Origin of the sequence: Arcicella rigui (genome assembly GCF_034929435.1) — a bacterium.
Classification (GTDB): Bacteria; Bacteroidota; Bacteroidia; order Cytophagales; family Spirosomataceae; genus Arcicella; species Arcicella rigui.
In genome coordinates this window covers 95,990-116,649 of record NZ_JAYFUM010000007.1, presented here as the reverse complement: position 1 = coordinate 116,649, position 20,660 = coordinate 95,990, and the positions used below count along the sequence as shown (strand labels likewise).

The window sequence follows — 20,660 nt, the reverse complement described above, 5'->3', positions numbered from 1 at the left end:
TAAGAAACTTTGGATTAAGAATTAAGTTAAATTTTAGTTTGTTATCAAATTGCTTGCCAATATAAGCACTCTGTTTGGATAATTAGTAACCGCTTAATAAAGTCTAATCTGAAACTTAATATTTTATTCACAAATAATCTGATTTCTGTATTTTACACTCACTTTGTGGTAAGTGTCCCAACCTTTTGCAGGAAGTATTTCTTTATAAAATATTTTGATTTTTTTAAACTTGGCTTCAATATCGATACCCATTCCAAATTCAATTACATGATTTCCGACTTCAGGAATTAGCGTAATTCCACCATCTTTTTCAATAACTAATTGGGTTATTTGTGCTTTCCAGAAGGCATCTTCATTGATAGCTTTAATAAGTTCAAGGATTGGCTTACTTTTTAAATCTGTTAAGTCTTTTACTTCATTAAAATAATTCCCCGAAAGTAATAATACTCTTGGGGTAAAATGCGGAGAAATACCGATAAAATCGCCTTTCTCTGTGACGTAAGTATCTGAACGGTTATTATTAATTACTCGGGCGAGTGGTGTGTGTTCGGTAACATCAATCGTCATTTCACCACTTAAATCTCGATGAACTTGACAAGACTCTATTAATTTATTTAAACAAACTCTTTTCTCAATTCTCTTAAAATCAATTTTATCGTAAGGTTTACCTTCAGGGCTTTCTACCACATTGGGGTTTACAATTTCTAAAATTTCTTCTGCTGTAACTAAATGGCTATCATTATCGCCTTCAATATTAATATTTACTTTCGTACACTTCTGATGGTGATGAATGTTTTCGGCAAGTATCACTATGGCCACTAAAATCAGTGTTAATAGCGTTGGCCAAATCCATCTTTTAGTGTTTCGTAAGAGATTCAAAGTTCTTTAATTAAGGATTATGTTTCAACTTTTTAGCACAAACAATTACATTAGTTTTTCAACAGAGGAATTGTTTTCTATTTTTTCATAAAGTTTCAAGAAAAACATACGAAATTAAAAAAAATAAATGAAACATTAGAAATATTTATTAAAAGGAGATTATATAATGGTGTAAGTAGAAAAAACCTTCTAATCAAATTTGGTCATAAAATTTCAAGATTTCGTCGAGTTTTTAAGTATAAATTGGTGGAAATTTTGATGGATTAAATTCGGTCATCAAAGCATAAGCTGCATCTACTACATTTTCAGCATTGGGCTTCGAGAAGTAATCTCCATCTGAACTATAAGCGGGTCTATGAGGTACTGCCGCCAGACAAATTGGTTTTGAATCTAAATAGCGGTAGGCATTTTGTTCATCTAATACCTGTTGCATCATATACGCCGATGCTCCGCCCGGCATGTCTTCGTCTGCAAAAATTACTCGATTTGTTTTCTTGATAGATTCCACAATTTTATGCGAAATATCAAAAGGCATCAGTGTTTGAACATCTATCACTTCTACCGAAATATCCATATTTTCTAATTGACGAGCCGCTTCCATCACGATTCTGCACATCGAACCATAAGTAACAATGGTAATATCTCTGCCTTCACGAATTACTTCTGGTACGCCTAATGGTACTTTAGTATCAAATAGATTGGCTGGAAGTCTTTCTTTTAAACGATAACCATTCAAACACTCTATTACAATGGCAGGGTCGTCTGAACTTAAAAGAGTATTATACATACCAGCGGCTTGCGTCATATTTCTTGGTACGCACAAATGAATTCCTCTGAGTCCACCAAGTAAAACCGACATTGGCGAACCTGAATGCCAGATTCCTTCTAAACGATGTCCACGAGTTCTGACGATAAGTGGTGCTTTTTGTCCGCCTACGGTTCTGTATTGAAGGCAAGCCAAGTCGTCGGATAAAGTAGCAAATGGATAAAAAATATAGTCTAAATATTGTATTTCAATGATTGGTCTTAGCCCTCTCATTGCCGCTCCAATCCCCTGCCCTACGATAGTCATTTCTCGAATACCTGTATCGGTAATTCTTAATTCACCGTATTTTTCTTGTAAACCTGCTAATGTTTGGTTTACATCTCCAATTTTGCCTACGTCTTCTCCTAAAATAAATACTCGTGGGTCGGTTTTAAACCAATTATCAAAATTTTTATTTAAGATTTCTCTCCCATCTACCAAGGGAGAATCCATTTCGTATTGAGCTTCAACAGCCTGTACTTTCAGTGGTGAATATTTAGAATTACTGAATTGATTTGAATTAAATCGTTCATCATTCAGTACATCAGCTTTGCTTAACCATGCTTTCAAACCTTCTTTTGCAGGCGAGTTTTCATGTCTTAAAGCACGAAGAGCTTTTCTGGCTGCTACCACATTTTCATGATGAATCGGGTTGATAGCTTTACGTAATTCTTCTGCTATTTTTTTTACTTCTGCCCCATTTACCGTTTCGGCTGCGGTTTGATAAAGTAAAGAAAGTAAATCTTCACGCTCAGGTTTGATTGAAGCCATATAAGCATTCCAAGCTACTTTTTGCGAACGCTTTGCTTCTTTTACAGCTTCAAGGTCTATTTCATTTAATTCTTCTTCGGTAGCAATGCCTTCCGACAAAATCCATTGTCTGAATCTCAGATTGCAGTCGTAATCTAATTCAAATTGTAATCTTTGAGCTGATTTATATCTTTCATGCGAACCCGAAGCCGAATGACCTTGCTGCTGAGTAACTTCCTCTACGTGAATAAGTGAAGGAATGTGTAAATCTCTGGCTAAAGTTGCGGCTTTTTGATAGACTTCCATCAGCCCAACATAATCCCAAGCTTTTACGGTAAATATTTCTACGCCTGCTCCATCTTCATTTCTTTGATACCCTGCCAAAGCTTTTGAAATAGACGATTTGGTTGTTTGGTACTCAGAAGGTACAGAAATTCCGTAGCCATCGTCCCAGACAGACATTACTAAGGGAATTTGCAACACACCTGCTGCATTTACACATTCCAGAAACATTCCTTCCGAAGTAGAAGCATCGCCTATTGTAGAAAAACAGACTTCGTTTCCGTTGTTAGTAAATTTTTCAGAAATGGCTTCCAATTCGGGTAAATTGCGGTAAAGCTTTGAAGAATATGCCAAACCAATTGAGCGAGGCATTTGTCCTGCTGTTGAGGATACTCCTGCTACCGAATTATAAAGTTTTGTTTGGTCAACCCATTCTCCGTTTTCATCCAACCAACGAGTTGCATGATGGTTAATCATGGCTCTTCCGCCAGTGTGGGGATCAAAAGCAATATCTGGATGCCCATATAACTGAGCGAAATACTGTGTCCATGTTAAATCCCCTACTGCCGCAACAATCGTTTGGTCACGGTAATAGCCCGAAATAAAATCACCCGGTTTCATTGCTCTTGCCAAAGCAAGCTGGCAAAGCTCTTTGCCATCCCCATAAATACCAAATTTGGCACGCCCCGCAAAAACTTCTTTTCGTACAAGCAAACTACACTCACGACTAATGCGAGCTACACGGTAATCAGTAAGGACTGACTCCTTGGTGAATACAATAGTTTCAGATAGAAATGCGTTTTCCAAGACAGTGGGATGGGTCAAAATGAAAATTTAACAAATAAGTTTCTAATACCAAAAATAACAGAAATTAATTAGTGTAACAAATATTAACAGGTCAAGACAGATTTTGGCATCTTGTTAATGATTTGTTAAAACCTACTTAAGATTTTGTAAAGCCTTAATATGGCTTTATTTTTGTTCTGTGAAATTAGCTTAATTCTCACTAATTCATACAAACTTTTTCAGTTTATATGGATGATATTATCTTTAGAAATTTCAAAAAAAAATCCGTAATATCGTTTCTCATTCAATAAATAAAATTAATATGAAAAAGTTATTTTTTGTTCTTGCATTCGTGTTTGTTGCTACTTTAGCCAATGCACAAGGAGTTATTAAATTCGAAACTGAATCACACGATTTCGGTAAAATTGAAGAAGGTACAATCGCTACCTTTGAATTCAAATTTAAAAATACCAGTAAAACTGCAGCTGTAGTTATTTCTAATGTTTCTCCTTCATGTGGTTGTACAACACCAAGTTGGACAAAAGAGCCAGTAATGCCAGGAGGTACTGGTTCGGTAACTGCCTCTTTCAGCTCGGCAGGTCGCCCAGGTGGTTTCTCTAAAACAGTAACTGTTGTTAGTAATTCTGAAACACCACAAATTGTTTTGTCATTCAAAGGCGAAGTAGTGCCAAAAGGTTCATTAACAGAAGCTACTCCAGCTAAGAAAAAAGCAAACTAATTTTCCTACAAAAGGGAATTATCCAAAAAGCAGAAAAGGCATAAACAAAATTTTGTTTATGCCTTTTCTGCTTTTTCTTTTAAAAACAATCCGAAGATTCAGCGTTTCCGTATATCATTTCGAGTTTGAATTAAAAAATCCTTGAAAATGAAAAAATCATCACTATTGCTCGCCGTGTTACTTTGCTTTACGAATTACTTCGTTTCAGCTCAAATCGTAACGGTGGGAACAGAAGCCATGTTCCCAACAAAAAATATTGTAGAAAATGCTGTTAATTCCAAAGCTCATACCACTTTGGTAGCAGCAGTAAAGGCAGCAGATTTAGTAGCTACTTTACAGACCAAAGGCCCTTTTACGGTTTTTGCTCCTGTAAATGATGCTTTTGAAAATTTACCGAGTGGAACGGTAGAAAATTTATTAAAACCTGAGAACAAAGCAACCTTGAGTAAGATTTTAACGTACCATGTAGTAGCAGGTAAGTTTGATTTCGATGCCATCTCGAAAGCTATCAATGCAGGCAAGGGCTTGGCAACTTTCACTACTGTTAGTGGTGGTAAATTATTCGCAACGATGAATGGTAGCCATAACATTATGCTGAAAGACGAAAACGGACAAACTGCCAACATCAGTACTTATGATGTACTTCAATCAAATGGGGTTATTCATGTAATAGATGCTGTGGTATTACCCAAAATGTAACTAACAATTGGCAAAAGGGTATGAAGTAAGTTTGAACCTTTCTTCACGCCTTATAGACAGGTGTGGTTTAATAATGGGTAATGTGCAAAGGGCTTTCTACTTCGAAAGTCCTTTGTTTTAAAAATTCTCTTTCTCCACTCCTTTCTTTTGCTTCTATCGCCTTGCTACTCACCTATCATTGATTAAAAACAGTTAAGAACAAGCGTAATTCCAAATGGTAAAAGTTTAAAACAATTCCATTATCTTTATTAAGCCCTTAAACAAGAAAGTACAAAAACCGTTGGGTATATAATGACTTTCATTGATAAGAAAACACTCATGTCTAAACGAAAAACTGTTATAACTGAAGAGGCACTCGTATCTCTGCTCCAAAGCAAAGACCAGCGAGGTTTTTCCATCTTGTATGACAATTATTCATCTGCTCTTTATGGGGTAATTCTGAAAATAGTACGTTCAGAAGAAGTCGCAGCGGATGTTATGCAAGATGCTTTTGTGAAGATTTGGCGAAATATTGAAGCATATAATCGTACAAAAGGAACACTATTTACTTGGATATTAAATGTGGCAAGAAATACTGCCATTGATAGAATCCGTTCACAGGAATTTCAGAATTCTCAGAAAAACCACGATATTGACGACCACGTGATGTTTATTGACAGTCAGGGTGGAAATCAGGTTGATATTGATGCCATTGGCGTAAAGAAAGTAATTGAAAATCTTCGTCCTGAATATCAACAGGTTATCGACTTACTGTATTTTCAAGGATACACCCAAACAGAAGTAGCCGAAGAGTTTGGCATTCCTCTGGGAACTGTAAAAACTCGGGTAAAAGCTGCCATTACTCAACTAAAACAATTTTTCATACAAATTGGCTTGGTTTTCCTTTGGGGATTTTTTGATTTGTAATTGTATGGTTTATCCAACTTTCACAAACATCAACCACGACTAACGTTTACAAAAATGAATATTCAAGAATACATAGAATCTGGCATTTTGGAAAGCTACGTGCTGGGGGCTACTACTCAGGCTGAATCCATTGAAGTAGAGCGTCTGGCAGAAGAGTATCCTGCTATTCAATTAGAATTGATGGCACTGCAAGGTACGCTTGAAAACTACGCTCTCCAGTATGCTCAAGAACCACCTGCAACACTTAAAAATAGTGTAATGGAAGCCATTTCAAAAGAAAATGGCAGTACCGATACTCAGGAAAATATTATCAAACCTCTTTATAAACAAAAGTCTTTTACCAACAAATACTCTTGGCGTTTTGCTGCTTCTTGGGTTTTATTGGCTTTAAGTATCGGAGCAAATATTTGGTTTTTTAATAATTGGCAAAAATCAGAAGAAAAAGTTTTGGCTTTGGAAAGTCAGAACCAAATTCTGGCTCAAGAGGGACAAACCTTGAAAGCCAGCTACCAAGAAGAAGTAGCGATTCTGCAAAACCCAAGTACTAAAATTATTACTTTGGCTGGGCAAGCGGTAGCCCCACAAGCAAAAGCTTTGGTCTATTTCAATCCCAGCAAACAAGAAGTCTATCTATCAAACCTAAGTCTGCCTGATGCTCCTGTTGGAAAACAGTATCAACTTTGGGCTATCATCGACGGTAAACCTGTGGATGCAGGCTTGATTGATAATCATACGAATATTTTAAAAATGAAGTCTTTTGCCAATGCCGCAGCCTTTGCCATTTCTTTAGAAAACACAGGCGGAAGTACTACCGAAGCCGGGCCGAAAGGTGCTGTTTATGTAGTGGGAAATGTCTGAGTGATGAGTTTGGAGTGATGAATTATGAATATTAAAGTATGACATCATCACATTTGATTTAATTTTTATCTAATAAAAAAGCCTTTAAATTGCCTCTCAAGCACTTTTAAAGGCTTTTTTATTATTAAGTCAAATCCGACATCCGAATTCAGAAATCCAAAATTATCCTAAATCATTCCTCTGGATTTTAATTCTAAGTATTTATTTACTGTACTTATCGTCAAGTTTTGTGGGGCAGTTAATAATGCTTGTATGCCGTACTGAGCCAATTCTCTTACAATTTGGTGTTTTTCATAAAAGTACTTTTCGGCAATTGTTTTATGATAAATTTCTTCTGTTGTTTTTGCAGGCTTTTCCAACAATGCTCTCAATTCGGTATTCTCGAAAAATATAATAATTAAAAGATGGTCTTTGGCAATTTTTCTGAAATAAGGCAATTGTCTTCGCATGGAAGTAAGCGTTTCAAAATTGGTATAAAGTAACAACAAACTCCGCTGACGAAGATAGGTTTTGCAGTGAATGTACAAAGCCTCATAATCAGTTTCTTGATAGCGTGTTTTTTGATTGTAGAGCGTATCCAAAATTTTAGTCATCTGCCCTGCCCTTTTTTCTGCCATCAAAGTTTGTCCTACTTTTTCCGAAAAAGTAATAAGTCCAGCTTTATCTTGTTTATAAATAGCAATGTTTGAAAGTACCAAAGTGGCGTTGATGGCATAATCCAACAATGAAAGTCCTTCAAAAGGCATTTGCATTACTCTACCCTTGTCAATCAAAGAGTAAATATTTTGTGATTTTTCTTCTTGAAAAGCATTGACCATTAAATCGTTTCGGCGAGCGGTGGCTTTCCAGTTGATAGTTCGGACATCATCGCCTTGAACGTATTGGCGAATTTGTTCAAACTCCTGACTTTGTCCAATTTTACGTATTTTCTTTACGCCCAAATCGGTCAAACGATTAGATATCGCCATCAATTCATAAGCTCGCATCTGTAAAAAAGAAGGGTAAACGGCTACTTCTTTGTCTTGCGAAAACTGAAATCTACGCTTTATCAATCCCAAAGGACTTTTTACAAATACATTCACTGCTCCAAAACTGTATGTTCCTCGTTTGGTTGGACGAAGTAAATACTCTACAATTTGTGTTTCAGCAGGTTTCAGATTTGTCGTAAAAAGTAAATCTCTTTTCTGAAATTGAAAGGGAATTTCGTCGATAATTTGTAGCTGAACTGTAAAACTGAAATGGTTTTCAAGATAAATTGAAATTGGATTTTCGTCGCCGTTCGATAATCTTTCGGGTACTTCTCTCCTACAAAAAATCCCTTTTTTGTTACGATAAAGCATCAATAAATCTGAAAGCCACATCAAACAAAATATCAAAAACAACAACTGAGCGATTCCCAATAAAAAAGGGAAAACAAAAGCCAAAATAAACAAAACAACAAGCCCAATGATGAGTGTAAACATCATTTTAGTAAAATAAAGCGATTGGTAGAATTGCTTCATAGCTTTTGTGGATTAAATAGGATGAGCGAGTGAATCTTTTAGAGACCTTTTTTTATTGGCTGAATTTTGGACATCATTTAGCTTTTTTCGTCTATCCTCCAAGATTCTCTTTACGTCCAAATAAATATTTTTAAATTCATCAGGGTGCATAATATAATGCCTTAGGCTTAGTCTGAAAGCAGCAGTATCTACTTTGTTTTTTTGCATAACCTGCCATCTTACTCTTTTATAAACCATTAAAGAAGTATCTTGATTAGCAAAGTGCATATTACTCACACGAGCCTCTGCTTCGTGAACGTCTGCCAAAACTATTGCCATTTTAGCTTTATCTATCAAATTTTCGGGCTTATCATTCGAGCCACAAGCCATCATCAAGGATGCTATCATTAGAATTCTTAATCTCATATTTCAAATTTACAGGGAATTTGGGTAGTTTTAAACTTGCATAAGTTTTTTAAGAAAATTTATGCTTTCGGAGTAATCTCTTCAAGATAAAAAAGAACCATGAATCCCAACGAATTTTTATCCAAACTTTATAAATATGAAATCAAAATCCGCAAGGCTGTTACTTCGCAGATGCGTGGAAACTTTCATTCTATTTTTAAAGGTTCTGGGCTTGAATTCAGCGATTTACGCCAATATCAATATGGCGATGACGTTCGCCTTATCGACTGGAATACTTCTGCCAAAGGACACGGAACGTATGTAAAAATCTTCAAAGAAGAAAAAGAGCAATCGGTTTTTTTTGTAGTTGATGTAAGTGCTTCGCAAGATGTTGGTCGTTCAGACCGTTCTAAATTAGATACTACCAAAGAAATTTGTGGCGTTTTGGCTTTATCGGCGATCAAAGAGGCAAGTCACGTGGGGCTACTTTGTTTTTCTGACCAAAAAGAAAAATACATCAAACCTGCCAATACGCTAAAACACGGTTATCAAACGATTTTAGAATTGTTCAAACTTAAAACAGAATCCACAGGTACGAATTTAAAGAAAATGATTTTGTTTACTTTAGACGTACTCAAAAGAAGAAGTTTGGTGATTTTGGTTTCCGATTTTATTGATACGGGTTATGAAGAAAACCTAAAAGCACTTGCCCGAAAACACGATTTAATCGTTATTCACTTGTACGACCAACGAGAAACGAATCTTCCTCGTTTGGGAATTATTCCAGTTTATGATACCGAAACTCGGAAAACTATTTGGGTAAATGCTTCGTCGAGTTGGTTTAGAAATCGTATGAAGATTTTGTTCGACCAAAATTCGCAATTAGTAGAACAAGTATGTAAGCAAAACCGAGCCAACTATTTAGCGATAGATGCCTCTGAAGATTATGTACCGAAACTCATTAAATTATTTAAAGTACGAAAGAAATAATCAAAGCTAAAACGATACAATTTCATTCAAATCAACATCAATCACACAGCCCTAAATAGTGAAGAAAGCCTGTTGTAAATTAGTATGAACCCTTTTTTAGTCAAGTATTCAGTAAAAAATCATATAGATTCTTCTGAAAAAAAATTATTTACCACGCTTCCAAAACGCCTTGTAAATCACTTGGGAAAGCTTTTCTATGATTTTATGATATTCTTTCATATTCGTTTTAAAAATTCTTTCTTATTACTTGCTACTTGCCTCTTATTACTTATTTCTTTTGCAAATCATGCTCAAAATACCAAAGGACGACATCCCAAAGGCAAATTTTTAAGTGATAGCCTCCAAGTTGGTTTGCCAATAAAATACTCTTTGAGTTATCGACATAAATCAACTGAAGATATTTTCTTTCCAGATTCTACTTTCAATTATGCTCCGTTTGAGCTGATTTCAAGAGAATACTTTCCGACAGTAACCGACGCCAATGGAAGTTTAGACAGTGCGGTTTATACCCTTATTTCATTTGAAGTAACGCCCATTCAAGAATTAAGTCTTCCAGTTTTTGTTCGAGACCAGTTAGATTGTACACGAGTATTTGCCCCACTCGATTATGTAAAATTCAAAGGACTTATTCAGAACAGCGAAAATATTGATACACTTTCCTTGAAAAAAGATACCCAGATAATTCCACTGGCACAGCAGCCAAATTATCCACTAATGTTTTTGTTTTTTTTAGGTTTAGCAGTTTTAGCGACTATTACTTTCTGGTTTTTTGGTACTCCCATCAAAAGGCAAATCAAATTATTCCAGTTCAGAAGGCGTTATGACGAGTACCAGCGTCTTTTTCAAAGATTAAGTAAAGCCACCGACGACCAGAAAAAAGGCTTAGAAAATGTAGAAAAAGCCGTAATCTTGTGGAAAAAGTATGTAGAACGCCTCGAAAGTAAACCTTTTACTACTTTTACAACCAAAGAAATTTTGGATAATCTGCAAGACGAACGCTTGCCTGATGCACTCCGAGAAATTGATGCTACTGTTTACGGTGGTATATATTCAAAAAAAACAGCTTCTTCTTTGGAGGTTCTTCAAAAATTAGCCGAAAGTCTTTATCAAAAACATCGACAAGAATTAGTTCAAAGTGCAATTTAAGGAGTGATTAGTCAATAGCGAAGGTGATGAACATCAGCTAATTTACCAGCAAAAACGAACTTAAATTTTATCCGTTACTGAACTTTGAAAGAACATTTGTTTATTAGCTATGCAAGATTGGTTTTCAAAATATTGGTTTTTGCCGTCAACACTCCTTGAGTTTGACTGGGTTCATCCATTTTTTTTATATGGCTTGCCTGCTATTCCATTACTTTTCTTGATTAGAAGCTGGCTCAGAGGTAATGCCATTCAGAAATTAAATATTGCTTTTCCGCCTAATGATGTTCACTCCAATTGGGTAAGTTATCTAAGATTTATTCCTGCTATTTTTCTGCTTTTATCTATCAGTATGATTTTGATAGCATTGGCTCGCCCACAAAGAGTGGTATCCGAAACCGAACAATTTTCAGAAGGTATCGACATCATGCTTGCTTTGGATATTTCAAAGTCGATGGATTCAAAAGATATTCCACCGAGTAGGCTTTTAGTTGCCAAAAGTGTAGCTAATAAATTTATTGCAGGACGTATGCAAGATAGAATTGGCGTTGTGATTTTTTCGGGCGAACCATTTTCGCTTTGTCCTTTGACGACCGACTACGAAATGTTACAAGAGTATATCGACGAAATTTCTTCTGAGCTTATTCAAACCTCTGGAACGGCGATTGGAAATGCTTTGGGAATGTGTATTAATCGTTTGAGAGAAATAGATTCTAAAAGTAAAGTAGCCATTTTGATTTCAGACGGCGACAATACCGCTGGCAACCTCGACCCCGTGACTTCCGCACAATTGGCAAAGGCTTTTGGCGTAAGAGTTTACACGATTGCCGTAGGAAGTAGCGACAACCCGACCGAAAAAGTAGATGAAGGGACACTCAGAGAAATTGCAAAAACCAGCGAAGGAAAATTCTTTAGAGCAAAAGATGCACAGTCTTTAGAAAAAATATTTGAAGAAATTAATCATTTTGAAAAAGTAGAAATCAAACAGAACCAACTAAGAAATGTTCGTGATTTTTACCATCCATATCTGCGTTGGTCGATTGCTTTTCTATTAATTTCATTTGCCTTAAAGAATACTTTTATGGGGAATATTTTAGAAGACTAACCTATTTGCCAGAATTCTACCCTTTACAATTATTACTTATCTACGAATATGTATTCACAATTCAGTATTTGCTCTCCTCATTTTCAAAATTAATCAGATTTAATAATTCCTTAACATTGGCGTAATTAAGTATTTATACCTTTGTAGCGAAATTACCAATATGAAAAAGTCCAGATGTTTGAAGATTACTTACTAACTCTTGTAAAAGCAAAAGTATAAGTAAACAATTTTCAACTTAATAACGGGGCGGTTGCACGCTCTTCAAATCAATAAAATAATGTTCGGATTAGACACTTCTCTATTCATTTTACTTTTCTTGTGTTTGTTTTTGGCTTGTGCCTTTGAATTCGTAAACGGATTTCACGATACAGCCAACGCAGTAGCGACTGTTATTTATACCAACTCTTTAAAACCAACTCAAGCAGTAGTTTGGTCTGGTTTAATGAACTTCTTAGGCCTTCTAACAGGTGGTGTTGGTGTTACAATGTCAATTATCGGTTTGCTTCCGACCGACTTACTCATCGACCCCAACGTCTATCATTCCATGGCAACGGCCTTAGCCATGCTTCTTACGGCTATTATCTGGAACTTAGGCACTTGGTATTTCGGTATTCCTGCTTCATCTTCTCATACTTTGATTGGTTCAATCATCGGTGTGGGTGTAGGTTATGCACTTTTGCCAGAAAACAAAGCTGGTTTAGAAACTGTAAACTGGGATAAAGCTTGGGAAATTGGTAGAGCATTATTATTGTCTCCATTATTTGGTTTTGCTGTGGCTATCGTCTTTATGTATATTTTGAAGAAAAGTATTTCAAATAAAGATATTTTTAAAGAGCCTAAAAAAGATACTCCTCCACCAATGTGGATTCGTGCGGTGTTGTTTACTACTTGTACTTTAGTAAGTTTCTTCCACGGACGTAATGATGGACAAAAAGGAATTGGTTTAGTAATGATGATTTTGATTGCATTCTTACCGGGTTATTTTGCTATCAATACCGACGTTGACCCATTCAAACTTCAAAAAGAAGTAGTAACAGTTCAAGAAATTGTTACTAAAATAGATACCGTAAAATTATCGGCTACTGAGAAAGAAGGTTATCATAAAATTATCAAAGCTACCACTGGTTTAAGTGCAATTTTAGCAGACAAAACACTTAGCAACGATAATTTATCAGTAGAGAAAAAATTAGAAATTCGTAAAGACGTTTTATCAATCAATAAATATTCTAAAAAATTAGCTGAAAGTGATGCAGTTACATTAAGCAAAGACGATAGAAGTGCTTTGAACAAAGCTACTGCTGGTGCAAAACCTGCCTTCTTTACTTTCGGAACTGCTAACAACGGTTTATCAGCCTTGACAGACTTTGCCCCATCATGGGTAATGTGGATGATTGCACTTTCATTAGGTTTAGGTACAATGATTGGCTGGAAACGTATCGTTGTAACGGTTGGGGAAAAAATTGGTAAGCAACACCTTTCTTATGCACAAGGTGCTTCGGCTGAGTTAGTTGCTTCAATTACCATTGCCTTGTCAACTTTCTACAAATGGCCAGTTTCTACTACGCACGTACTTTCATCGGGTATTGCGGGGTCGATGGTTGCTTCAAAAGGTATCAAAAACCTTCAAGGAGGTACAGTGAAAAGTATCGTAATGGCTTGGGTACTTACTTTACCTGTTACAATTTTAGTATCTGCTACAATTTTCTATTTGCTTCGTACAATTATAGGATAATATCAGTTTTCAAAGGAGAGGGTGTAATTTTAAATATACACACTCTCCTTTTTTGTTAAGAGTACCCAACTACCAATATAGAAAATCCATAAATTAATGAAAACTTTTCAAGGACTTTTTGTTCTGATGACTCTCTATGTCATTAGCTCAACTACTTTTGCCCAAAATTCAACGAATGAACCAAAGAAAGAGGTTCAAACCTCTAAAAAATGGTATGATAAAATATCATTAAGAGGTTATGCTCAGGTTCGTTACAATCGTTTATTAGAAACTAACGAAAAACTAAAATGTGAACAGTGTGATAGGTCTTGGGGGGAAAATGGCGGTTTCTTTATTCGCCGTGGACGTTTAATTTTTTCTGGAGATATTTCTGATAAATTATACATTTACATTCAACCAGATTTTGCTTCAAATGTAAGTAACTCATTTCAACATTCATTTCAACTTCGTGATGCTTATTTTGATTTAGCTTTAGACAGTAAAAAGGAATACCGTCTCCGTATCGGACAAAGTAAAGTACCCTATGGTTTTGAAAACATGCAATCTTCTCAAAACCGCCTTTCATTAGACCGTGCCGACCCTACCAACAGCCCTGTATCTAATGAACGAGACTTGGGCGTTTTCTTCTACTGGGCCAAAGCTGAGATTCGTAAACGTTTTGCCTACTTGGTTAGTTCTGGACTGAAAGGAAGTGGCGATTATGGAGTATTTGCCTTTGGACTTTACAATGGACAAAATGCCAATAAAGCCGAGCAAAACAACCAGCCTCACATTGTTTCAAGAATTACTTATCCGTTCAAATTAAAGTCAGGACAAATTATCGAAACGAGCCTTCAAGCTTACACGGGTAAATTTGTGATTGAAAAAAATGCTAAAAATACTACGACAAATACCTCTTATATAGACCGTCGTGTGGCAGCATCACTAATCGTTTATCCTCAGCCTTTGGGTATCCAAGCAGAGTATAATATTGGTGAAGGTCCAGAATTCAATCCAACTACTATGGCAACAGAAGTAAAAAAATTGAACGGAGGTTATGCACAAATCATGTACAGACAAAAAGTAGGTGAAAATCATATTACGCCATTTGTCAAATATCAGTACTACAACGGAGGGAAAAAACACGAAATAGATGCTCGCAGATATATTGTAAAAGATTTAGAAATTGGGGCTGAATGGCAATTAAAAGATTATTTTGAACTTACAGCTATTTACACCATTTCTGATAGAATTTTTGAAGATGCTGCACTCCCAGATAATGAACAAAAAGGGAATCTATTACGCCTTCAAGCTCAGTTTAATTTTTAAAAGACAGCTTTGTTAGATTTCAAAAAGAAATGCTCTTGACTTATGAATTCATAAATCAAGAGCATTTCTTTTAACAAGTATTTATAAATTAAGCTAAAGCAATACGTTTGAAAGTACTGATAGTTAATCCTTTTTGAGTTTGCTCTAACAATTGTTTGATATTGATAGAGTTATCTTTTACAAATTGTTGGTTCAACAAAGTGTTTTCTTTGTAGAATTTCTCCAATTTACCTGTTGCAATTCTTTCTAACATTGCTTCTGGCTTACCTTCTTGACGAGCTTGGTCTTTACCGATTTCGATTTCACGTTCGATAGTTGCAGCATCAACGCCATCTTTATCTAAAGCAACTGGTTTCATAGCTGTGATTTGCATTGCAATATCTTTACCAACTTCAGTTACATCAGTTCCGTTTACGTTTGTGAATGCTACTAAAACACCAATTTTGTTGTTTGAGTGAACGTAAGAAACCACTTTATCAGCAGTGATGTTTTCATAACCAGCGATATTGATTTTTTCACCAATTTTACCAGTTAATTCAACAATTGCTTCCTGAGCACCACGTCCGTCAGCTAAAGTAGAAGCCAATAAAGTTTCTTTATCAGCTGCATCAATAGCAACCGCTGAAGCCAATAAAGCAGCAGCTAATTCGTTGAAATCTGCCACTTTAGAAACTGGCTCAGTTTCACAAGCTAAAGCAACTAATTTACCGTTTGTTCCGTCTTCGCTGATAGCAACTAATACTACACCTTCGTTAGTAGCGTTGTCTGCACGTTTAGCTGCCACTTTCTGACCAGCTTTACGAAGAATATCAATAGCGGCTTCAAAATCACCACCTGCTTCAGTAAGGGCTTTCTTACAATCCATCATGCCCGCACCGGTCATTTGTCTTAATTTATTAACGTCTGCTGCTGAAATAGCCATCGTTGTAATTGTTTTTAGATTATGGATTACGGATTGCGAAATTGAACTGGCTTTAATTACGTTATTTCGCAATCCGCATTCGCTAATTCAATGTTAATTTTTAAAGGAACAGCCCACAGAATTCTATGGGCTGTTTTAATTTCAATTAATTTATAAAGATAAAGTTATGACAAAAAGATAAGTACATTTTGCTTTTCAGATTATCATATCTTCAAATTATTATTAATCTTCTTTCTCGTATTTAGCGGCAACTTTCGCTGCTTCTTTCGCTGCTTCTTCGTCAGCTAAACGCTTTGCTTCTTCCTCTTCTGCTAAACGAGCATCATCTTTATCCTGCTTACGCTCCATCAAACCTTCTTCGATAGCTTTACCGATAGCCAAAGTGATTAATGAAATTGATTTGTAAGCATCATCATTTGATGGAATTGGGAAATCAACTAAATCAGGGTTCGAGTTAGTATCGCACATTGCGAAAACTGGAATACCTAATCTTTTTGCTTCTGCTACTGCAATGTGTTCACGTTTTACGTCAACTACGAAAAGAGCTGCTGGCAAACGAGTAAGGTCAGTAATACCGCCTAATACTCTTTCCATTTTCTCTTTATCACGAGACATCATCAAACGCTCACGTTTTGCTAAAGCTTTAACAGTTACTTCATCTTTCAATAATCTGTCGATAGTTGACATTTTTTTGATTGATTTACGTACTGTTGTGAAGTTTGTAAGCATACCACCTAACCAACGGTCAGTTACGTAAGGCATTTTCAAACGACGAGCTTCTTCAGAAACAATTTCTTGAGCTTGTTTCTTTGTAGCTACGAACATTACTTTACGGCCAGAACGAACTACTGCTTTGATAGCAGCACAAGCTTCGTCTAAACAAGCTAAAGTTTTGTTCAAGTCAAGAATGTGAATACCATTCTTCTCCATAAAGATATATGGAGCCATTCTTGGATCCCACTTGCGAGTCATGTGTCCAAAGTGAACACCTGCATCTAAAAGGTTTTTGTATTCTAATTGTGCCATTTTCAGACAGTTATCTGTTATTTGTTAATTGTTATCAGTATGATACTAAAATCCAACTAAACAATAACTTCTAACTTTAAATTAAAAGTTGAAAAGAAAATTGAAAACAACAAAGACATCGGTCACTGTAAGTCTTGTTGCGTATAATTAAAATCAAATATTGGGTTATCCATTAGTAGTTGACAGCAAAACTGAAAACCGATAACGGATAACCAATAACGGATATTAACGTTTCGAGAACTGGAATTTACGACGAGCTTTCTTACGACCTGGTTTCTTACGCTCAACCATACGAGGGTCACGAGTTAAGAATCCTTCTTTTTTCAAAGCTGGACGACGCTCAGGGTCGATTTCTTGTAAAGCACGAGAAATTGCTAAACGAAGAGCTTCTGCTTGTCCTTTGATTCCACCGCCATCAAGATTTGCTTTGATATCGTAAGCACCTTCGGTCTTAGTCAATGCAAATGGTTGATTAACGATAATTTGTAAAATTTCAGATGGAAAGTACTCATTTAAAGCACGACCATTCACAAGAATAGTACCGTTACCTGGTGTCATATAAAGACGAGCAACAGCTGTTTTTCTTCTTCCTAATGTATTTGTTACTTCTGCCATTTTCTTAGAGCTATGAGTTATGAGCTATGAGTATGAGGTACAAATTAGGTTTTGTAAAAAACATAATTCATAATTCACAATTCATAATTCATAATTCTGAGTTAGAATTTAATTTCTGTTGGTTGTTGAGCTGCGTGAGGGTGTTCTGTACCTGCATATACATACAAGTTAGTAAACAAGCGGCTTCCCAAACGGTTTTTAGGTAACATACCTTTAACGGCTGCTTCTACAACTCCTTTTGGGTTTTTAGCTAACACTTCTCTTGGCGTAGCAAAACGCTGTCCGCCTGGATACCCTGTGTGACGGATGTAAACTTTATCAGTCATTTTCTTGCCAGTAAAACGAATTTTATCAGCATTAATAACGATAACGTTGTCACCACAATCAACATGCGGAGTGAAAGAAGGCTTGTGCTTTCCACGTAAAATTTTAGCGATTTCAGATGTCAAACGACCTACAATCTGATTTTCTGCATCTACGATAACCCATCCCTTTTCTGTGGTAGCCTTGTTGGCTGAGATGGTTTTATAACTTAAAGTATCCACTTTATTAAGAGTTAAAAAGTCCTAAATGTTTTCTCAAAGAAAGCACCTCTGCCATAAGGTGTTACAAAAAATATCTCCACGGTGGACTTTTATTAAGGGCTGTGAAAATATTTTCGGTAAATCGGAGTTGGAACGTCTCTGATTTTCAATGATTTTGCCTTATTTTATTGCTGAACGGGCATCCAGTTAAAAATTGGGAACGCAAAATTACGGACTTGTTTCGGTATATGCAAAAAGTTTTTGTACTGAATTTACTTTTTTTTCATAAAAAACAATACTTATTTTATGCTTTCCATAGACTTTACTCCTTTTTTGCTCAAAAGCTTGGTTTCAAGCGTTTTCTATCTTCTTTTTATGGATTAAAATCAGAATTGGCATTCTTCTTCAATTTAGGTAGCATTCAGAAAAACCCACCGTTTTTTCTTTTCTTAAAATGCAGAACGTACCTTTGTTGTAGGTTTTATTGTTTTTTATAATCAAAAATCAATAGCAGGAATCTAAATCCATTGAGTAGCGTGGCAAAAGGAGCAAATAATACATATTTTGGAAACATCAAAGAAGGAATAAAATCTTCTTTGAAAGGTCTTTCTTTATCTTGGCGACACTTTCAGGAGGCTCGACAAAGTAGAAAACCTATTTTCGTGGATAATCCCGATTACTTCAATCAAAAAACGGGAATTGTTACCATTCAATATCCTCACGAAAAATTGCCTTTACCCGATAACGGTCGTTATCAATTACATAATGAAATGGACGACTGTATCGTCTGTGACAAATGTTCAAAAATTTGTCCAGTCGATTGTATCGAAATTGAACCTATCAAAGCTACTGGCATTGCTGGCTATGCTTCGGATGGCTCTGCCATTCGTTTGTATGCTGCAAAGTTTGATATTGATATGGCAAAATGCTGTTTCTGTGGCTTATGTACAACCGTTTGCCCGACAGAGTGTTTGACCATGACGCATGAATACGACTTCTCGGTTTTTGATGTTACACAACATAATTTTGCATTCGGAAATCTTTCGCCCGAACAGGCACAAGAAAAACGTGAACTTTATGACCAATTCATGCTTGAAAAAGAAGCGATGAAAGGTTTGAAGACCAAGAAGACGGAAGATAGCAAAACACAAGAAGCAAGACTTGAGGATTCAGGACTAAAAGATGCTGGACAAGAAGAGAAAAAATCTATTGCAAAGCCCGCATTTAAACCAGCATTTAAGAAAAAGGAAGCTGGACTGGAAGATTCTGGACTAAAAGAGAAAGGACTGGAGGACGAAGGACTAAAAGAAAAAAGCTCACAGCTAACAGAAACTCCGACTCCAAAACCGAAGCCAGTTTTCAAACCTTCGTTTAAGAAAAAGGAAGAAGGATTGGAAGATAAAGGACTGGAGGAGTCTGGACTAAAGGATGAAGCACTAAAAGAAAAAAGCTCACAGCTCATAGCTCAAGACTCACAGCTAACAGAAGCTCCTACTCCAAAACCAAAACCCGTTTTCAAACCTTCGTTTAAGAAAAAGGAAGAAGGATTGGAAGATAAAGGACTGGAGGATTCTATACTAAAAGATGAAGCACTAAAAGAAAAAAGCTCACAGCTCATAGCTCAAGACTCACAGCTAACACAAGCTCCTACTCCAAAACCAAAACCCGTTTTCAAACCAACCTTTAAGAAAAAAGAAGAAGGATTGGATGATTCTGGACTAAAAGATGAAGGACTAAGAGAAAAAAGCTCAGAACTAACAGAAGTAAAAGTAGAAGAAAGTACTCCAAAACCGAAGCCCGTTTTCAAACCAACTTTTAAGAAAAAGGATTCTGGACTAAAGGAAGAAGAACTAAAAGAAAAAAGCTCACAGCTCATAGCTCAAAGCTCACAGCTAACAGAAGCTCCTACTCCAAAACCAAAGCCCGTTTTCAAACCAACTTTTAAGAAAAAAGATTCTGGACTGGAGGACGAAGGACTAAAAGAAAAAAGCTCGCAGCTCAAAGCTCAAGGCTCAGAGCTAACAGAAGATTCTGGACTAAATGAAAAAAGCTCACAGCTCATAGCTCAAAGCTCACAGCTCATAGCTCAAAACTCACAGCTAACACAAGCTCCAAAGCCAAAACCAGCATTTAAACCGACATTCAAACCAAAACCTAAAACAGACCTGTGATACAAGCAGTTTTTATAGCCTTTATATTATTGATAGTAATTTCGGCTGGCATTGTTTTGTGGAGCAAAAATGTATTGTACTCCGCTTTTAGTTTATTGCTTACTTTTTTAGGCATTGCGGCTCTGTACGTCTTGGCTGGAGCAGATTTTTTAGCCATTACCCAACTATTAGTTTATGTTGGAGGTATTTTGGTACTCTTAATTTTTGGAGTAATGCTTACCAACAAGCGTGGCAATAAAGAAAATGGCAAAAATGACATTCTCAGTAGCAATACCAACCGTTTCATTGGTTTTATAGTGGCTATAAGTATTTTTGGATTACTCTTTTATGCTTTTGCCAGAGCCAATTTTGTTGATATTCAAGCAGGATTATTTGAACAAGCAGACCTGCTTCCTTCCACACAAAGTATCGGTATTTTATTAATGACTGACTTTGTTTTACCATTTGAAGTTTCAGGTATTTTACTCATGGCAACGCTCATTGGTGCGGCTTATCTCAGTAGTAAAAGTAAGGTTTAAGTAATTTTCAAATCAC

General features: G+C 36.1%; 19 protein-coding genes. 11 read left to right on the top strand and 8 right to left on the bottom strand.

The window, feature by feature from the left end; genetic code table 11:
- Positions 1–123: 123 nt before the first annotated feature.
- Positions 124–879 (bottom strand): cell division protein FtsQ/DivIB, encoded by a 756-nt coding sequence (locus VB248_RS06710; protein WP_323295978.1) that lies wholly within the window; start codon positions 877–879, stop codon positions 124–126.
- Between the two features lie 232 nt (positions 880–1,111).
- Positions 1,112–3,523, bottom strand: a complete 2,412-nt coding sequence (locus VB248_RS06705; RefSeq protein WP_323295977.1) for an alpha-ketoacid dehydrogenase subunit alpha/beta — start codon at positions 3,521–3,523, stop codon at positions 1,112–1,114.
- A 301-nt stretch (positions 3,524–3,824) separates the two neighbouring features.
- On the opposite strand from VB248_RS06705, the gene VB248_RS06700 reads away from it, so the two are divergent.
- The 4 genes from VB248_RS06700 to VB248_RS06685 all read left to right on the top strand — a co-directional run bounded on the left by VB248_RS06700 (position 3,825) and on the right by VB248_RS06685 (position 6,704).
- Complete coding sequence (locus VB248_RS06700; protein ID WP_323295976.1) at positions 3,825–4,241, top strand: DUF1573 domain-containing protein; 417 nt, start codon at positions 3,825–3,827, stop codon at positions 4,239–4,241.
- Between the two features lie 147 nt (positions 4,242–4,388).
- Positions 4,389–4,940, top strand: coding sequence for a fasciclin domain-containing protein (locus VB248_RS06695; protein WP_323295975.1), 552 nt, complete (start codon positions 4,389–4,391; stop codon positions 4,938–4,940).
- Positions 4,941–5,258: 318 nt separating this feature from the next.
- The gene (locus VB248_RS06690) at positions 5,259–5,846 is read left to right on the top strand and encodes an RNA polymerase sigma factor (protein ID WP_323295974.1); all 588 of its coding nucleotides are present in this window, start codon (positions 5,259–5,261) and stop codon (positions 5,844–5,846) included.
- Positions 5,847–5,900: 54 nt separating this feature from the next.
- On the top strand, positions 5,901–6,704 hold the full coding sequence (locus VB248_RS06685; RefSeq protein ID WP_323295973.1) for an anti-sigma factor: 804 nt from the start codon (positions 5,901–5,903) through the stop codon (positions 6,702–6,704).
- Between the two features lie 167 nt (positions 6,705–6,871).
- Here VB248_RS06685 and VB248_RS06680 read toward each other — a convergent pair whose 3' ends face one another.
- Together VB248_RS06680 and VB248_RS06675 are read right to left on the bottom strand one after the other, a co-directional pair.
- On the bottom strand, positions 6,872–8,206 hold the full coding sequence (locus tag VB248_RS06680; protein ID WP_323295972.1) for a DUF58 domain-containing protein: 1,335 nt from the start codon (positions 8,204–8,206) through the stop codon (positions 6,872–6,874).
- Between the two features lie 12 nt (positions 8,207–8,218).
- Positions 8,219–8,611 carry a DUF4296 domain-containing protein gene (locus VB248_RS06675; protein WP_323295971.1) on the bottom strand — a complete coding sequence of 131 codons (393 nt, stop codon included), beginning with the start codon at positions 8,609–8,611 and terminating at the stop codon, positions 8,219–8,221.
- Positions 8,612–8,710: 99 nt separating this feature from the next.
- Here VB248_RS06675 and VB248_RS06670 point away from each other — a divergent pair, with 99 nt between their 5' ends.
- The 5 genes from VB248_RS06670 to VB248_RS06650 all read left to right on the top strand — a co-directional run bounded on the left by VB248_RS06670 (position 8,711) and on the right by VB248_RS06650 (position 14,868).
- Positions 8,711–9,580: a DUF58 domain-containing protein gene (locus VB248_RS06670; RefSeq protein ID WP_323295970.1), complete on the top strand. Its 870-nt coding sequence runs from the start codon at positions 8,711–8,713 to the stop codon at positions 9,578–9,580.
- An 84-nt stretch (positions 9,581–9,664) separates the two neighbouring features.
- Positions 9,665–10,726: a hypothetical protein gene (locus tag VB248_RS06665; protein WP_323295969.1), complete on the top strand. Its 1,062-nt coding sequence runs from the start codon at positions 9,665–9,667 to the stop codon at positions 10,724–10,726.
- Between the two features lie 139 nt (positions 10,727–10,865).
- On the top strand, positions 10,866–11,828 hold the full coding sequence (locus tag VB248_RS06660; protein ID WP_323295968.1) for a VWA domain-containing protein: 963 nt from the start codon (positions 10,866–10,868) through the stop codon (positions 11,826–11,828).
- Between the two features lie 277 nt (positions 11,829–12,105).
- On the top strand, positions 12,106–13,560 hold the full coding sequence (locus tag VB248_RS06655; protein ID WP_323295967.1) for an inorganic phosphate transporter: 1,455 nt from the start codon (positions 12,106–12,108) through the stop codon (positions 13,558–13,560).
- Positions 13,561–13,656: 96 nt separating this feature from the next.
- Positions 13,657–14,868, top strand: a complete 1,212-nt coding sequence (locus tag VB248_RS06650; protein WP_323295966.1) for a porin — start codon at positions 13,657–13,659, stop codon at positions 14,866–14,868.
- Positions 14,869–14,956: 88 nt separating this feature from the next.
- Here the strand turns inward: VB248_RS06650 and tsf are convergent, their stop codons facing one another.
- The 4 genes from tsf to rplM form a co-directional block, all read right to left on the bottom strand.
- Entirely contained in the window at positions 14,957–15,790 is an 834-nt protein-coding gene (gene tsf, locus VB248_RS06645; RefSeq protein ID WP_323295965.1) for a translation elongation factor Ts, read from the bottom strand.
- A 222-nt stretch (positions 15,791–16,012) separates the two neighbouring features.
- Positions 16,013–16,816 carry a 30S ribosomal protein S2 gene (rpsB, locus tag VB248_RS06640; RefSeq protein ID WP_323295964.1) on the bottom strand — a complete coding sequence of 268 codons (804 nt, stop codon included), beginning with the start codon at positions 16,814–16,816 and terminating at the stop codon, positions 16,013–16,015.
- Positions 16,817–17,041: 225 nt separating this feature from the next.
- Entirely contained in the window at positions 17,042–17,431 is a 390-nt protein-coding gene (gene rpsI, locus VB248_RS06635) for a 30S ribosomal protein S9 (protein ID WP_309915319.1), read from the bottom strand.
- A gap of 101 nt (positions 17,432–17,532) precedes the next feature.
- Entirely contained in the window at positions 17,533–17,976 is a 444-nt protein-coding gene (gene rplM / locus VB248_RS06630) for a 50S ribosomal protein L13 (RefSeq protein ID WP_309915314.1), read from the bottom strand.
- Positions 17,977–18,491: 515 nt separating this feature from the next.
- Here rplM and VB248_RS06625 point away from each other — a divergent pair.
- Both VB248_RS06625 and VB248_RS06620 read left to right on the top strand, forming a co-directional pair.
- Positions 18,492–20,126, top strand: a complete 1,635-nt coding sequence (locus VB248_RS06625; protein WP_323295963.1) for a 4Fe-4S binding protein — start codon at positions 18,492–18,494, stop codon at positions 20,124–20,126.
- Entirely contained in the window at positions 20,123–20,644 is a 522-nt protein-coding gene (locus VB248_RS06620; RefSeq protein ID WP_323295962.1) for an NADH-quinone oxidoreductase subunit J family protein, read from the top strand. The genes VB248_RS06625 and VB248_RS06620 overlap by 4 nt, the downstream gene beginning before the upstream one ends.
- Positions 20,645–20,660 lie beyond the last annotated feature (16 nt).

Excerpts from the sequence above, each read along its gene's own strand:
- VB248_RS06700 (WP_323295976.1), top strand. The coding sequence starts at position 3,825 with ATGAAAAAGTTATTTTTTGTTCTTGCATTCGTGTTTGTTGCTACTTTA.
- tsf (WP_323295965.1), bottom strand. The coding sequence starts at position 15,790 with ATGGCTATTTCAGCAGCAGACGTTAATAAATTAAGACAAATGACCGGT.
- VB248_RS06670 (WP_323295970.1), top strand. The coding sequence starts at position 8,711 with ATGAATCCCAACGAATTTTTATCCAAACTTTATAAATATGAAATCAAA.
- VB248_RS06690 (WP_323295974.1), top strand. The coding sequence starts at position 5,259 with ATGTCTAAACGAAAAACTGTTATAACTGAAGAGGCACTCGTATCTCTG.
- VB248_RS06680 (WP_323295972.1), bottom strand. The coding sequence starts at position 8,206 with ATGAAGCAATTCTACCAATCGCTTTATTTTACTAAAATGATGTTTACA.
- VB248_RS06655 (WP_323295967.1), top strand. The coding sequence starts at position 12,106 with ATGTTCGGATTAGACACTTCTCTATTCATTTTACTTTTCTTGTGTTTG.
- rpsB (WP_323295964.1), bottom strand. The coding sequence starts at position 16,816 with ATGGCACAATTAGAATACAAAAACCTTTTAGATGCAGGTGTTCACTTT.
- rpsI (WP_309915319.1), bottom strand. The coding sequence starts at position 17,431 with ATGGCAGAAGTAACAAATACATTAGGAAGAAGAAAAACAGCTGTTGCT.
- VB248_RS06650 (WP_323295966.1), top strand. The coding sequence starts at position 13,657 with ATGAAAACTTTTCAAGGACTTTTTGTTCTGATGACTCTCTATGTCATT.
- VB248_RS06665 (WP_323295969.1), top strand. The coding sequence starts at position 9,665 with ATGAACCCTTTTTTAGTCAAGTATTCAGTAAAAAATCATATAGATTCT.
- VB248_RS06685 (WP_323295973.1), top strand. The coding sequence starts at position 5,901 with ATGAATATTCAAGAATACATAGAATCTGGCATTTTGGAAAGCTACGTG.
- VB248_RS06675 (WP_323295971.1), bottom strand. The coding sequence starts at position 8,611 with ATGAGATTAAGAATTCTAATGATAGCATCCTTGATGATGGCTTGTGGC.
- VB248_RS06695 (WP_323295975.1), top strand. The coding sequence starts at position 4,389 with ATGAAAAAATCATCACTATTGCTCGCCGTGTTACTTTGCTTTACGAAT.